The sequence below is a fragment of the Pseudomonas paraeruginosa genome (assembly GCF_003025345.2).
Taxonomy (GTDB): Bacteria; Pseudomonadota; Gammaproteobacteria; order Pseudomonadales; family Pseudomonadaceae; genus Pseudomonas; species Pseudomonas paraeruginosa.
In genome coordinates this window covers 1742743-1756580 of the sequence record NZ_CP020560.1, presented here as the reverse complement: position 1 = coordinate 1756580, position 13838 = coordinate 1742743, and the positions used below count along the sequence as shown (strand labels likewise).

The 13838-nt window shown below is 68.4% G+C and carries 12 protein-coding genes; 8 read left to right on the top strand and 4 right to left on the bottom strand.

Annotated features, from left to right (window positions below):
- Nucleotides 1–211 precede the first annotated feature (211 nt).
- The gene (locus tag B7D75_RS08425) at nt 212–667 is read left to right on the top strand and encodes a universal stress protein (protein ID WP_003091672.1); all 456 of its coding nucleotides are present in this window, start codon (nt 212–214) and stop codon (nt 665–667) included.
- Nucleotides 668–734: 67 nt separating this feature from the next.
- On the opposite strand, the gene B7D75_RS08420 is transcribed toward B7D75_RS08425, so the two are convergent.
- Nucleotides 735–2390 carry a phosphoethanolamine transferase gene (locus B7D75_RS08420; RefSeq protein ID WP_043100767.1) on the bottom strand — a complete coding sequence of 552 codons (1656 nt, stop codon included), beginning with the start codon at nt 2388–2390 and terminating at the stop codon, nt 735–737.
- A gap of 319 nt (nt 2391–2709) precedes the next feature.
- On the opposite strand from B7D75_RS08420, the gene B7D75_RS08415 reads away from it, so the two are divergent.
- Nucleotides 2710–4890, top strand: a complete 2181-nt coding sequence (locus B7D75_RS08415) for a putative bifunctional diguanylate cyclase/phosphodiesterase (RefSeq protein WP_034082006.1) — start codon at nt 2710–2712, stop codon at nt 4888–4890.
- 3 nt (nt 4891–4893) lie between these two features.
- Here B7D75_RS08415 and B7D75_RS08410 read toward each other — a convergent pair whose 3' ends face one another.
- Entirely contained in the window at nt 4894–5784 is an 891-nt protein-coding gene (locus B7D75_RS08410; protein WP_033996563.1) for an NAD(P)-dependent oxidoreductase, read from the bottom strand.
- Nucleotides 5785–5932: 148 nt separating this feature from the next.
- Here B7D75_RS08410 and B7D75_RS08405 point away from each other — a divergent pair, with 148 nt between their 5' ends.
- The 5 genes from B7D75_RS08405 to B7D75_RS08385 all read left to right on the top strand — a co-directional run bounded on the left by B7D75_RS08405 (nt 5933) and on the right by B7D75_RS08385 (nt 10025).
- Complete coding sequence (locus B7D75_RS08405) at nt 5933–6790, top strand: putative selenate ABC transporter substrate-binding protein (RefSeq protein WP_012074918.1); 858 nt, start codon at nt 5933–5935, stop codon at nt 6788–6790.
- Complete coding sequence (locus B7D75_RS08400) at nt 6787–7590, top strand: phosphonate ABC transporter ATP-binding protein (RefSeq protein WP_012074917.1); 804 nt, start codon at nt 6787–6789, stop codon at nt 7588–7590. The genes B7D75_RS08405 and B7D75_RS08400 overlap by 4 nt, the downstream gene beginning before the upstream one ends.
- Nucleotides 7584–8417, top strand: a complete 834-nt coding sequence (locus tag B7D75_RS08395; RefSeq protein ID WP_012074916.1) for a PhnE/PtxC family ABC transporter permease — start codon at nt 7584–7586, stop codon at nt 8415–8417. The genes B7D75_RS08400 and B7D75_RS08395 overlap by 7 nt, the downstream gene beginning before the upstream one ends.
- Entirely contained in the window at nt 8414–9184 is a 771-nt protein-coding gene (gene phnE / locus B7D75_RS08390; protein WP_053816911.1) for a phosphonate ABC transporter, permease protein PhnE, read from the top strand. Before B7D75_RS08395 ends, phnE begins: the two co-directional genes overlap by 4 nt.
- 112 nt (nt 9185–9296) lie before the next feature.
- Nucleotides 9297–10025 carry a hypothetical protein gene (locus tag B7D75_RS08385; RefSeq protein WP_043098645.1) on the top strand — a complete coding sequence of 243 codons (729 nt, stop codon included), beginning with the start codon at nt 9297–9299 and terminating at the stop codon, nt 10023–10025.
- 40 nt (nt 10026–10065) lie between these two features.
- Here B7D75_RS08385 and B7D75_RS08380 read toward each other — a convergent pair whose 3' ends face one another.
- Nucleotides 10066–12144, bottom strand: coding sequence for a phosphocholine-specific phospholipase C (locus tag B7D75_RS08380; RefSeq protein WP_107113913.1), 2079 nt, complete (start codon nt 12142–12144; stop codon nt 10066–10068).
- A gap of 228 nt (nt 12145–12372) precedes the next feature.
- A complete protein-coding gene (locus tag B7D75_RS08375; protein ID WP_003155646.1) occupies nt 12373–12828 on the bottom strand; it encodes a DMT family transporter in 456 nt (151 codons plus the stop codon).
- 88 nt (nt 12829–12916) lie between these two features.
- Between B7D75_RS08375 and B7D75_RS08370 the strand changes: the two genes are divergently transcribed.
- Nucleotides 12917–13831 carry a LysR substrate-binding domain-containing protein gene (locus B7D75_RS08370; RefSeq protein WP_003155648.1) on the top strand — a complete coding sequence of 305 codons (915 nt, stop codon included), beginning with the start codon at nt 12917–12919 and terminating at the stop codon, nt 13829–13831.
- The last annotated feature ends 7 nt before the right edge of the window (nt 13832–13838 follow it).

Below are 13838 nucleotides of genomic sequence, written 5' to 3'. Positions count from 1 at the left end.
TCATTTCCACGGCGGCGGCTGCCGCGCGGTGCCCCTTCGCCCCGTTCCCAGGCCCTCGCCGGGCCGAAGACTGGACGTTGCGGCGGAATCGCAACGGTCGCCCTGCGACTTATTGACCTCCGGCAAAGGTCCGCTCCCCACGAGGGACTACAGTGTCCTTGAAGTTTCAAGAACGCCCGGCGGGCGGACACTCACTCTGGAGGGACACCTTATGTACGATCGCATTCTGGTAGCCGTGGACGGCAGCCCGGTCTCCGACCGCGCCCTGGAAGAGGCCATCAAGCTGGCCGGCCTCAGCGGCGGCAAGCTGCGCGTCATCACCATCGTCGACAGCCCGCTGCGCCACCTCCCCGACTACGCGGTGTACTACAACCCCGAGCCGCTGCGCGAAGCCGCGCTGAAGGCCGCGGACGACGTCCTGGCCAAGGCCCGCGAGAAGGTCGAGGCGAGCAACGTCGAAGGAGCCACCTTCGACCGCGTCTGCCAGGAGCGCGCCAGCGAGGAAATCGCCGAGCGCATCGAGCTCGAGGCCCAGGCCAGCGATGCCGACGTGGTGGTCATGGGTACCCATGGCCGTCGCGGCATGCGCCGCCTGATGCTTGGCAGCGTGGCGGAAGGCCTGATCCGCGTGGCCTCGCGCCCGGTGCTGCTGGTCCGCGACAAGTAAGACGAAAGCCGATGAAAAAGGCCGTGGAGGGAAACCTCCACGGCCTTTTTCGTTCAGCGCCCGACGCTCACTGGGCAGTCCCCGGCGCGCGACAGCCGGCGAAGATGTCCAGGCCCGGCTGGTACACCGACGTCTGCACGTCCAGCAGGCCGAGCACCGAATGGAACAGGTTGTCGTGGCTCAGGCCCTTCTCGTCACGCTTGCCGTCCAGGCAACTGCGCTGGATTCCCCAGTTGCCCAACGCCTGCGGGGCGAACCACATGACCATCGGCACGTGGATCTGCGCCTGGGGCGCTATCGAATAGGGCGCGGCGTGCAGGTAGACGCCGTTCTCGCCCAGCGATTCGCCATGGTCGGAGACGTAGATCATCGCCGTGTCACGCTTGTCGGCGTTGCGCTTGAGCAGTTCGATCACCTGCGACAGGAAGTGGTCGGTATAGAGGATGGTGTTGTCGTAGACATTGACCAGTTCCTCCTTGCTGCAACTGCCGAGCTGGTTGGTCCGGCATACCGGCTGGAAGCGCTCCATCTCCTTCGGGTAGCGCTCGTAGTACTCCGGGCCGTGGCTGCCGTCGGAATGCAGAACGATGATGGCGTTGTCCTTCAGCCCGTCGATGTACTCCTGCAGGCCCACCAGCAGCGACTCGTCCAGGCAGTTCCTGCCGTCGCAGAACGGGCTCGGCTGGGTCTTCGGGATGTCCCGGTTGGGCACCCGCAGGCAGGTGCCCTTGCAGTCGCTGTTGTTCTCCAGCCACAGCACCTGCACCCCGGCGCGCTGGAGGATGTCCAGCAGGCCCTCGTGGGTCTTGGCCTTCTTGTCGCTGTAATCCTCGCGCGGGTACTGGGAGAACATGCAGGGCACCGAGACCGCGGTGGAAGTGCCGCAGGAATGGACCTGGGTGAAATTGAGGATGTCCTGCTTCTTCAGTTCCGGGTTGGTCTCGCGGGCATAGCCGTTCAACGAGAAATGATCGGCACGGGCGGTCTCGCCGACCACGAACACCAGCAGCGATTTCTTCTCCCGCTGCAGCGCCGCCGGCGCCTGGCGGGCATCCAGGCCGATCGGCTCGACCACTAGGTGCTCCTTGATCACCAGGCGCTGCTTGGCGTACTTGCCGACGGCGTAGATATAGTTGGTCGGGTTGATGAAGTGGGTCAGCTTGTCTTCCTCGCGGAAGATCGGCGCGTAGGTGGAATAGAAGCTGCCTACCATCACCGCGACGATCAGCAGGCAACCGGCGATCGTCAGGATCTTGTTCAGCAGGCCGCGGAAGAACGACCGGTAGCGCACCGGCCAGAGCCAGACCAGCAGCGATGGCAGGACACCGAACAGCAGCAGGTAGCCGAGCAGGGTCGGGTTGACTAGGTCGCCGGCCTCGGTGGCGTTGGTCTCGAAGACGTTCTGCACCATCACCGTGTCGATGCTGATGCCGTAGCTGCCCATGAAGTAGGTCGCCCCGGCCGAGCACAGGGCGACCAGGGTCAGGACCGGCTTGAGCAACGGGCGGAACGAAACCAGGGTGAGCAGCAGGGTGAAGGCCGCCCACAGGAACACCGCGAACGAAGCGAAGAAGGCGAAGCCCTTCAGGCCCTGCAGCGGCACCAGGCCATGCAGGGCCTTCCAGGTCGCCGCGTTGTAGAACACCACCAGAACCAGCGCGAACAACATCACCAGCCGGGTCGAACCGATGACCGGCAAGAAACGCTTGAGACCCCCACCCATTGAAGCAACTCCTGAACAGAACGAACCACGCCACCCCCGTGGCGGGGCGCCCGAACTCTATCGGGCGCCTGGTCAAAATTTCGTGAAGCCCCGCTAACCCCTGGAGGCGCTGCGATCATGCCCGTGGCGGTGAGCCCCGAACAATGGCAGCTATCCCTTTAGCCCCTAGGAAAATACTGAAAACAGCCCGTATGTCGGCGGCCGTCGACTTCGTTGCAGCCGGCCCTTGCAGGCGGCGCGCGCTATCTATACTGGAAGCACAATGCCACCCCCAAGCCCGCGCCGTGCGCGGGCCCCACGTGTCCCGGGAGACACCGCTATGGATTGGCAAGGCCTGCGCTTCATCGGAGAGTCTCCCGTCGATGGCTATGTCCTGCAGAACTGCACCTATGCTCCCTCGCTGGTGGCGCTGGCCTTCCTGGTCGCCTGCCTGGCCGGCTACACCGCGCTGGACATGGTCGAACGGGTCGGCAACAGCCTGCGCCACCCGCGCCGCTGGCAATGGATCGGGGCGTTCTGCCTGGGCAGCGGCATCTGGGCCACGCATTTCGTCGCCATGCTGGCGTTCCACGCACCGGTCGCCCTGCGCTACGACCTGCCGGTCACCGGCCTGTCGCTGCTGATCGCCATCGCCGCCTCCTACCTGGCGATGTACATGACCGCCCGCCCGCGCTTCGGCCTGCTGCCCTGCCTGCTCGCCGCCTGCTGCATCGGCCTGGGGATCGCCGCCATGCACTACACCGGGATGGCGGCGATGCGCTCGGTGGCCACCCAGTACTACCAGCCATCGCTGTTCGCCCTTTCGGTGCTGATCGCCATCGGCGCCGCCTTCACCGCCCTCGCCGCGGTCCCCTACCTGCGCGGCCGGCGCAGCGCGCGCTACCGCTACATGAAGCTGGTCGCCAGCCTGCTGCTGGCCGGCGCCATCGCCGCCATGCATTTCACCGGGATGGCCGCGCTGGTGCTCAGCGTACCCGCCGGCACGCCACTGGAACTGCAGGCCAGCGCCGACTCGCTGCGTCTGGGCTGGCTCACTGGACTGCTCGCCAGCGCCATCGCCGCCTGCGGCATCTCGGCCGCTTGGTCGGAGAAACAGCGGGAACGCCAGCTCAGCGAAAACAGCCGGGTCAACGCCCTGCTCAACCAGCTCGACCACGCCCACGCCTCGCTGCGCCAGCTGGCCCGCTATGACGCCCTGACCGGCCTGCAGAACCGCACGGCCTTCAACGAAGTGTTCGCCCAGCATCTGCAGAACTGCCAGCTGCGGGGCAAAGGCCTGGCAGTGATGTTCCTCGACCTGGATCACTTCAAGCGGATCAACGATTCGCTCGGCCACGACTCCGGCGACGAACTGCTGAAGATCGTCTCCGAACGCATCCGTAGCGTGCTGCGCGATACCGATGTGGTGGCGCGCTTCGCCGGCGACGAGTTCTGCGTGCTCGCCGACCTCGCCCAGGACCATGAGGCGCACATTCTCTCGCAGCGCCTGCTGCAGAAGATGAAGGAGCCGATCGCCCTCGACGGCCGCACCCTGGTGATGACCGCCAGCATCGGCGTCAGCCTCTACCCCAACGATGGCGAACAGTGCGAGGAACTGCTGAAGAACGCCGGACTGGCCCTGCATCAGTCCAAGTCCTGCGGGCGCAACAATGCACAGTTCTTCAGCCGCCAATTGCTGCTGCGGGCGACCCAGGAACTGCAGATGGAGGAAGAACTGCGCCAGGCCCTGTGCGACGACCAGCTGGAGCTGCATTACCAGCCGATCCTCGCCCTCGCCGACGGCGAGGTGCACCAGCTGGAAGCCCTGGTGCGCTGGCGCCACCCGAGCCAGGGGCTGCTCGGCCCGGACCGCTTCATCGGCCTGGCCGAAGCCAACGGCATGATCGACCAGCTCGACGACTGGGTCCTGCGGCGCGCCTGCCGCGACCTGCGTGGCCTGCACCTGGCGGGCCATGCGCGGCTGCGCGTGGCGGTCAACTGCTGCGCCAGCAACCTCGGCCGCGCCAGCCTGGTCGATGAAGTCCGCCATGCCCTGGAGCAGGCCGACCTGGCCGCGCATTTCCTCGAGCTGGAGGTGACCGAGGACGCGCTGATGTACAACATCGACCAGACCATCCCGCTGCTGGAGCGCCTGCGCGAATTGGGCGTCAGCCTGTCGATCGACGACTTCGGCACCGGCTATTCGTCGCTCGCCTACCTGCGCCGCCTGCCGCTGGACGCGCTGAAGGTCGACCGCTCGTTCATCATGGACATCCCCGCCTCGCAGCGCGACATGGAGATCGCCCAGGCGATCATCGCGATGGCCCAGAAACTGCACCTGAAGGTCGTCGCCGAAGGCGTGGAAACCCCACAGCAGCTGGCGTTCCTGCGGGAAAACCATTGCGAGCTGGTGCAGGGCTACCTGTTCAGCCGGCCGCTGCCGCTGGCCGCGCTGGAGGAATTCCTCCGCGCCTACCGGCTCGACACCACCCCGCCGCTGTGCAGCCTGGACCAGGCCTGAGGCTCATTGGTCGCCGGCACGGTACTGTTCGACCAGGGTCGCCGGGTCGCGCTCGAGGTAGCCCCGGCTGCCGTGCAGGCGCATCAGTTGCGCGGCCAGTCCGCTCATCGGCGTGGCCGCGCCTTGCTCGCGGGACAGCTTCACCGCCGTATCGAGATCCTTGAGCAGGGTCCGCACGTGCCACCTGACCGGCTCGTAGCGGCTCTCGGCCATCTGCGGGGCGAGGATCTGCAACGGCTTCGAGTCGGCGAAGCCGCCGGCCAGCGCCGGTGCGATCAGGCTGGCATCGACCCCGGCGTTCTCCGCCAGCGCCACCACCTCGGCGATCACCAGGGCGTTGCAGGCGACGATCATCTGGTTGCAGACCTTGGTCACCTGCCCGGCGCCGACCTCGCCCATGCGCGTCAGGCGCTGGCCGAGGTGCGCGAGGACCGGCCGCAGGCGCCCGATGTCCGCTTCGCGACCGCCGGCCATGATCGCCAGGCTGCCGCTTTCCGCACCCGGCGTACCGCCGGAGACCGGCGCGTCGACCCAGCGCATGCCGCAGCGCGCCTCCAGTTCGGCGGCCATCGCGCGGGTGGCGGCCGGCTCGGCGCTGGAGAAATCCACCAGCAACTGTCCGGGCCTGCCTTTCTCGACGATGCCGCCGCTGCCGAACACCACTTCGCGCACCGCCGCCGTATCGGCCAGGCAAAGCATCAGGATCTCCGCGTCGGCGGCCAGGTCGGCCGGGACTTCGACGGCTTTCGCCCCCTCGGCCGCCAGCAGCTCGCGTTTGCCCGGCGAACGGTTCCAGACCGCCAGCGGATAGCCGGCGGCCAGCAGCCGGCGGCACATGGGCACGCCCATCAGGCCGAGACCGGCGAAGGCAAGGGAAGGCAGGGAAGCGGACATGGCGGACTCCAATACGCAGCGAATGGGCACGGGGAGCGCCATCTTACCCCCGCGGCGCCGTCGAGCAACGCCGCGACGGCTGCCCAAGCGGACCGCGCGCCACTATAATCCCCGGGTTTTTTCCGCCATTGAACCGGAGAACTCTCCCATGCTGAAACGCTCCCTGGCGCTCGCCGCCGGCATCGCCCTGTCCCTGTCCGCCGCGCTCGCCCACGCCGAAACCCTGAAGGAACTGAAGGTCTCGGCGATCCCCGACGAGGCGCCCACCGAACTGCTGCGCAAGTTCAAGCCGCTCGGCGCCTACCTGGAGCAGCAGCTGGGCATGCCGGTGAAGTTCGTCCCGGTGGCCGACTACGCCGGGGTGGTCGAGGCGCTGGCCGCCGACCGCCTGGACATGGCCTGGCTGGGCGGCTTCACCTTCGTCCAGGCGCGGCTGAAGACCGGCAACGCCATTCCCCTGGTGCAGCGCGAGCAGGACCAGCAGTTCACCAGCAAATTCATCACCGCCGATCCCCGGGTGAAGTCCCTGCAGGACCTGAAGGGCAAGACCTTCGCCTTCGGCTCGGTCTCCTCCACCTCGGGCAGCTTGATGCCGCGCTACTTCATGCAGAAGGACGGCATCGTCCCCGAGCAGTTCTTCTCCCGCGTCGCCTACTCCGGCGCCCACGACGCCACCGTGGCCTGGGTCCAGGCCGGCAAGGTCGACGCCGGCGTGCTGAACGCCTCGGTCTGGCAGAAGCTGGTCGACAGCGGCAAGGTCGATACCACCAAGGTCAAGGTCTTCGCCACCACCCCGACCTACTACGACTACAACTGGACCGTGCGCGGCAACCTCGAGCCGGCCCTGGCCGAGAAGATCGAGCAGGCCTTCCTCGCCCTCGATCCGGCGAAACCGGCCGACAAGGAGATTCTCGACCTGCAGGCCGCCAGCCGCTTCATCGAGACCAACCCGGACAACTACAAGGGCATCGAGGAATCCGCACGCGCCGCCGGCCTGCTGAAGTGAGCCTGAGTCTCGACGGCGTGGGCCTGGTCCACGCCGACGGCCAGCGCGCCCTCGCCGACATCCGCCTGCGCCTGGCGCCCGGCGAGCGGGTAGCCCTGATCGGTCCTTCCGGCGCCGGCAAGACCAGCCTGCTGCGGGTGCTCGCCAGCCAGTGGCGGCCCAGCGCCGGCCGCGTCGAGCTGCTCGGCGAGAACCCCTGGTCGCTGTCCGCCGGCGCCCGCCAGCGACTGCGCGCACGCATCGGCCTGGTCCACCAGGCGCCGCCGCTGCCGCCACGGCAGCGGGTGGTCAGCGCGGTGCTGGCCGGGCGCCTCGGCCAGTGGCCGCTGTGGAAGAGCCTGGCCAGCCTGGTCTATCCGCTGGACCGCGGCGGCGCCCACGACGCCCTGCAACGCCTGGATCTCGGCGACAAGCTGTTCCAGCGCTGCGACCAGCTTTCCGGCGGACAGTTGCAGCGGGTGGGCATCGCCCGCGTGCTCTACCAGCGCGCCGAGCTGATCCTCGCCGACGAACCGGTATCGGCCATGGACCCGGTGCTCGCCGGGCATACCCTGGCCCTGCTCAATCGCGAAGCCGCCGCGCGCGGCAGCACCCTGCTGGCCAGCCTGCACGCGGTGGACCTGGCGCTGGCGCACTTCCCCCGGGTGATCGGCATCCGCGCCGGGCGCATCGCCTTCGACCTGCCCGCCACCGAGGTCGACCGCGCCGCGCTGGACGCCCTCTACGCCAACGAACAGCTGCAGGCCGAGCGCGCCAGCCCGGCCAGCGAACCCGCCGTGGTGCACATCCCGCGATGCTGAACAGCGCTTCTCCGCCGCGCGACCCCGCCGCCCTGCCGCGCCTGCTGCTGACCCTGGTCGCCGTGCTGCTGCTCTGGCCTGGCCTGCGCCTCAGCGAACTGGACATTCCCGGCCTGTTCAACGGCGACAATGCGCGCACCATGGGTAACTTCCTCGCCGGCTTCTGGCCGCCGGCACACGATCCCGAGTTCCTCGCCCTGCTCGGCCGCGCCACCCTGGAAACCCTGGCCATCGCCACCGCCGGCATGGCCCTGGCCTGGCTCCTGGCGTTTCCCGCCGCGCTGCTGGCGACCCGCGCGCTGTCGCTTTCGGCCCTGCCGCGCGGCGGCCTGCCGGCCTGGTGGGCACGGGCGCTGCGCTGGCCGGTGCGTGGCCTGCTGATCCTCCTGCGCAGCGTGCCGGAAATCGTCTGGGCGCTGCTGTTCGTCCGCGCCGTGGGCCTGGGTCCGACCGCCGGGGTGCTGGCCATCGCCATTACCTATGCCGGCATGCTCGGCAAGGTCTATGCGGAAATTTTCGAGTCGGTGGACCCACGCCCGACCCGCGCCCTGCTGCTGGGCGGCGGATCGCGGCTGGCAGCGTTCGCCTACGGGGTACTGCCGAACGCCGCCGGGGAAATGATTTCCTACACCGTCTATCGCTGGGAATGCGCGGTCCGCGCCTCGGTGGTGATGGGCTTCGTCGGTGCCGGCGGCCTCGGCCAGCAGATCGACCTGTCGCTGCGGATGTTCGCCGGCGGCGAGGTCGCCAGCATCCTGCTGACCTTCCTCCTGCTGGTGCTCCTGGCCGACCTGCTGAGCCGCTTCCTGCGCGGGAGGCTGGCATGAGCCGGGCCTGGCGCCTGCTGTTCTGGCCACTGCTGCTCCTGGTCGCGGTGGGCGCCTCGTTCGCCTACCTGGAGGTGGATGCCGGCGGCCTGTTCAGCGCCAAGGGGCTGGGCCAGATGGCCGGCTACGCCAGCGAGTTCTTCCCGCCCGACCTGTCCGCCCCGCACCTCGCGGCGATCGGCCGGGGCCTGCTGGAAACCCTGGCCATGTCGGCCATCGGCACCCTGCTGGCGGCACTTCTCGGCCTGCTGTTCGCGCTGCCGGCGGCGGGACGCTTCGGCGTGCCGGCGCAGAGCCTGGCGCGATTGCTGCTCAACGCGCTGCGCGCGGTGCCGGAACTGGTCTGGGGAGCACTGATGGTGCTGGCGGCCGGGCTCGGGCCGAACGCCGGAACCCTGGCCCTGGCGCTGCACACCGGCGGCGTGCTCGGCCGACTGTTCGCCGAAGCCCTGGAAAACACCCCGGCGCAACCCGCCGAGGCCCTGCGCCTGGCCGGCAGCGGACGCGTCGCGGCATTCCTCTATGGCACCCTGCCGGGCGTCTGGCCGCAACTGGTGGCCTATACCCTGTACCGCTGGGAGAACAATATCCGCATGGCCAGCGTGCTCGGTTTCGTCGGCGCCGGCGGGCTCGGGCAGATGCTCTATTTCAGCCTGAGCCTGTTCCAGCAGGCCCAGGCCGCCACGGTGATCCTGGCCATGCTGGCGCTGGTGCTCGGGGTCGACAGCCTGAGCGCCTGGGCTCGGCAGCGCTGGGTCAGCCAGTAGCCAGCGGCGCCGGGGATATTTTTTCGGCTCGCGTCGAAGATCCATCCTCGGCGGTGGTCAGAGCCATCACGGAGGCGCCCCGCCTCCACTTGTCCAGGGAGAGGGAAAAGCCATGCGCAAAACACTGTCATCCGTATTACTGCTGGGCCTGCTGGCCCTCGGCGGTTGCAGCCTGCCGCAGCAGCAGGCCGGGGCGCCGGCCAACCAGCGACTCGGCACCCAGTGGGGCGAAGGCGTCGCCTCCCCGGTCACTTCGGTGGCCCTGCGGCGTGTCTCGGAGCAGCCGGTCGACCGCCGCCAGGTGTTCTACAGCGCGCGTCGCTTCGACGGCCGGGCCCTCAAGGAATTGCCCCTGGCCAAGGGCCGGGTGGGTTTCGCGGTGCTCGACGAAGACGGGGGCAAGTTCGACCTGGTGCAGCACCGCAGCACCCTGCAATTGCAGGGCCGCGACGGCCAGCGCTACCGTCTGTGGTTGAACAACCTCGGCAGCGCGACCTACGAAGTGGTCTCCACGGTGGACGGCCTGGACGTGCTCAACGGCCAGCCGGGCAGCCTGAAGAACCGCGGCTATGTGCTGGAACCGGGCGCCAGCCTGGTGATCGAGGGCTTCCGCAAGAGCGCGCGGGAAGTCGCGGCGTTCCGCTTCGCCAATCCCGAGGATGCCTACGCCAGCAACAGTGCCGCCGGCGACAGCCGCAACCTCGGCGTGATCGGCGTGGCCCTGTTCGAGCTGGACGCCCCGGCCAGCGGCCGCGAGGCGCCGGCCGACGGTCCGCAGGCATTTCCCGCCGACCGCCAGGACAGCCACGGCTACGCGCCGCCGCCGCGCTATCGCGACTGAGCGCAAGGGCCCGCCGCCATGGCGGCGGGCCCGCGCGGCTTCAGAAGGTCAGCGTACCCAGCCCCATGCCCGGGTCGCTGAAGCCGGAACGCCCATCCTCCATGCGCCCGCTGAAGCGCCGCAGGAAGCTTTCCGTACCTTGCGCGCTGACGCTGAAGTCGTACCAGTTGCCGCTGCTGCGCAGCGAATAGCGGACTTCCCGGCGCTGTCCCGGCGGCACGTTGACGGTACGCCGCTCGCCCTGGCGATAGACGTTGTCCTTGATCGTCAGCTTGACCGGATGGCGGCCACGGTTGATCAGTTGCACGCGCAGGTTGCCGAACAACGGCTCGTAGTCGATCCGCACCTCCGGCAGCGGCGCCTTGCGCTCCGCCAGGTCGCGCCGCAGGTTGCCGCGGAAGACCCGGAGGAAACCGTTCGGACCGTGCACCTCGAGGTGGTAGTCGCCGCTGGCGTCACCCTGGAAGCTGTCGTGCAGGCGCTTGCGCGCGCCGACGGTATAGCGTTTCGGCGGGTTCTCGCTGTCGAGCAGGTCGAACACCTGGAACACCGCGCCGGCCTTGCCGGTGTTGGCGAAGGTCAGGCTCAGCGCGTCTCCGCCGCTGCGGTAGCGCGCGTGCACGCCGAGTTCGTAGGGCAAGGCGCGCGCCGGGCGGATGCCCATTTCCTGCCTGGGCATGGCGGCCACCGCCGGCGGCTTCGGCTTCGGCAGCTTGATCTGGCTGGCGACGATGGCGTCGGCCTGGCTGGTGTCGGGCAGTTCGGGGAACGGCTCGTCGTTCGGGTTGGCGAAGTTGAACGCCGAGGTCAGGTCGCCGCAGACGGCACGACGCCAGGGACTGATGTTCGGCTCCATGACCCCGAAGCGCTGCTCCAGGAAGCGGATCACCGAGGTATGGTCGAACACCTGGGAGTTGACCCAGCCGCCCTTGCTCCACGGCGAGATCACGTACATCGGCACCCGCGGGCCGAGGCCGTAGGGCTGGTTGCGATAACGGATATCGCCCTTGGTGTGCCATTCGAGGGTGGCGTCGGCGGTGGTCTTGCCGCGCAGCGTGCCGTCCTTGTTCAGGCTCGGCGCCGCCGGCGGTGCGACGTGGTCGAAAAAGCCGTCGTTCTCGTCGAACATCACCAGCAGCGCGGTCTTGCTCCAGACCTCCGGGTTGGCGGTCAGCGCGTCGAGTACCCAGGAGGTGTACTCGGCGCCCCAGATCGGGCTGGACGGGCCGGGATGCTCGGAGTACTTGGCCGGGGCGACGATCCAGGACACCTGCGGCAGGGCGTTGGCCAGCACGTCGCGTTTCAGCGCGTCGAGCTTCCAGGTGCTCAGGCCGTTGACGATCAGCAGCGAGTCGGGCGCCGCGCCGCGGTACTGGCGGAAGCCGATCAGCGGGTTGTCGGAGAAGTTGTCGGCCATGTCCTGGTAGACCCGCCAGCTGATGCCGGCGGCCTGCAGGCGCTCGGGATAGGTGGTCCAGGTGTAGCCCTGCTCCACCGGGCCGTTGCTGTCGTGGTCGTTGGTGGTCACCGGGCCGCCGTGCTGGCCGAGCGGGTCGTTGGTGCCGGTCCAGAGGAACAGGCGGTTGGGGTTGGTGCCGCCCTGGAACGAGCAGTGATAGGCGTCGCAGATGGTGAAGGCGTTGGCCATCGCGAACTGGAAGGCGATGTCCTGTTCCTTGTAGTAGCCCAGGGAGCGCTCGGTCTTGGCCGGCAGCCACTTGTCCATGCGCCCTTCGTTCCAGGCCTGCTGGGCATCCGGCCAGGTGTGCGGGGTGCCATCGACGCGCTGGGCGCTGGTGGTGCTGGTGTCGAAGTGGTAGGGCAGGATCTCGCCCTTGCTGCCCTTCTGGTGCCAGACCCGCTGGCCGTCGGGCAGCGGGATCGGCATGCGGTCGCCGAAGCCGCGGACGCCCTTGAGGGTGCCGAAGTAATGGTCGAAGGACCGGTTTTCCTGCATCAGGATCACCACGTGCTCGACGTCCTTGAGATTGCCATGCCGGCGCTGCGCGGGAATCGCCAGGGCCGCCTGGATGCTTGGCGGCAGCATGCTGCTGGCGACGGTGGCGCCGACCGTGCCGGCGGCCAGGCGGATGAAGCTTCTTCTGCTTTTCGAAATCATCGGGGACTCACCAGGTCTGGGTGTGGCACAGGGCTGCCGAGCGCATCCGTGACGCCCGCAGGCTCACTCGGCAGCAAGCTGTTCGAACCCCGACGACGCTAGTGAGGGAAAAAGAAGCTTTGGTTTCAACACGCTTTGCAACAACTATTCATGCCAACCTTGTCACAGTTTCAGATGAAGATTTTGGTCTAGGCCAGATTCTCCTTGACAGCCCTGGCGATGCCATTCCTACAGCCTTCCCCGCCATTGCAGGAGCAGTACTCCCGCCACCACCAGCGCCAGGCCGAGATGCCCCTCCCAGGACAACCGCCGCACCGGGAAGCCGGCCCAGCCGAACTGGTCGCAGAGCGCCGAGACCAGCATCTGCCCGGCCACCACGCAAGCGATGAAAGTGGCGCCGCCCAGGCGCGGCGCGACCAGGATCGCCACCGTCAGGTAGGCCGCGCCGAACAGCCCGCCGAGCCAACTCCACCAGGGTGCGGCGCCGAGGCTGGCGGCAGCCGGCAGCGGCACCCGCACCAGCAGCAGGCCAAGGCTGACCACCCCGAGACTGACCCCGAGCGAGGTCAGGCTGGCGCTCAGCGGGTGGCCGAGCAGCCTTCCGAGCAAGGCGTTGCTGCCGGCCTGCAGCACCACCATGCCGCCCACCGAAACGGCCATCAGTACCATCAGATAATTGGGCATGCAGTTTCTCCTGGTCCGGCCATTGCCTCTGGCGAGAAGTTTTTGCTATCCACTTCACGAATGGAAATCGATAGTTGGTACACCTGGCATGCAGCAGATTCATGATCTTCGCCGTATCGACCTCAACCTGCTGGTGGTGCTCGACGCGCTCCTCAGCGAACGCCATGTGTCCCGAGCGGCGCAGCGCCTGGCAATGTCGCAGCCGGCGGTCAGCCATGCCCTCGGGCGCCTCCGCGAACTGTTCGGCGACCCGTTGCTGGTGCGGGTGAAAAGCCGCATGCAGTTGACCAGCCTGGCCCTGGAACTGGCGCCGAAACTGCAGGCCAGCCTCGATCAGGTGCGCGGGGTGATCGGCGGACCGGCCTTCGAGCCGGCGCGCAGCCGGCGGCACTTCCGCCTCGGTATGTCCGACTATGGCGCCTGGGTGGTGCTGCCGGCGCTGCTGCGCCAGCAACAGGCGCTCGCGCCCGGGGTGAGCTTCGGGATCATCCAGGAGCCGCGCCTGGAAACCGCCCGGCAGGTCGCCGAGGGTCAACTGGATTGCGCGCTGGGAGTCTTCCCCCTGCTTCCGGAGGGCGTGCGTGCCAGGCGCCTGTTCGAGGAGCGCTTCGTCTGCGTCTGCCGCCGCAGCCTGTTCGACCACGCCGGCGGCCTGTCCCTCGACGCCTACCTGGCGGCCCGCCACGTGCGCGTCTCGCTGCAGGACAATCCGGCCGAGGAAGTCGACAGCGCCCTGGAGAAACGCGGCCTGCGCCGGCAGGTGGCGCTGACCCTGCCGCACTTCACCGTGGCCCCGGCGCTGCTGGCCGGCACCGACCTGGTACTGACCATCGCCGAGCGCATTCTTGAACGCCTGCGCCTGCCCGAGGAACTGGCGGTCTGCGAGCCGCCGCTGGCGATCCCGCGCTTCGACTACGTGCAGATCTGGCGCGGCGACGCCGAGCGCGAAGCAGCCGGCGCCTGGCTAAGGGAGCAGATCCAGGCGGCGGCGCGGAAGATCTGAAGACCGA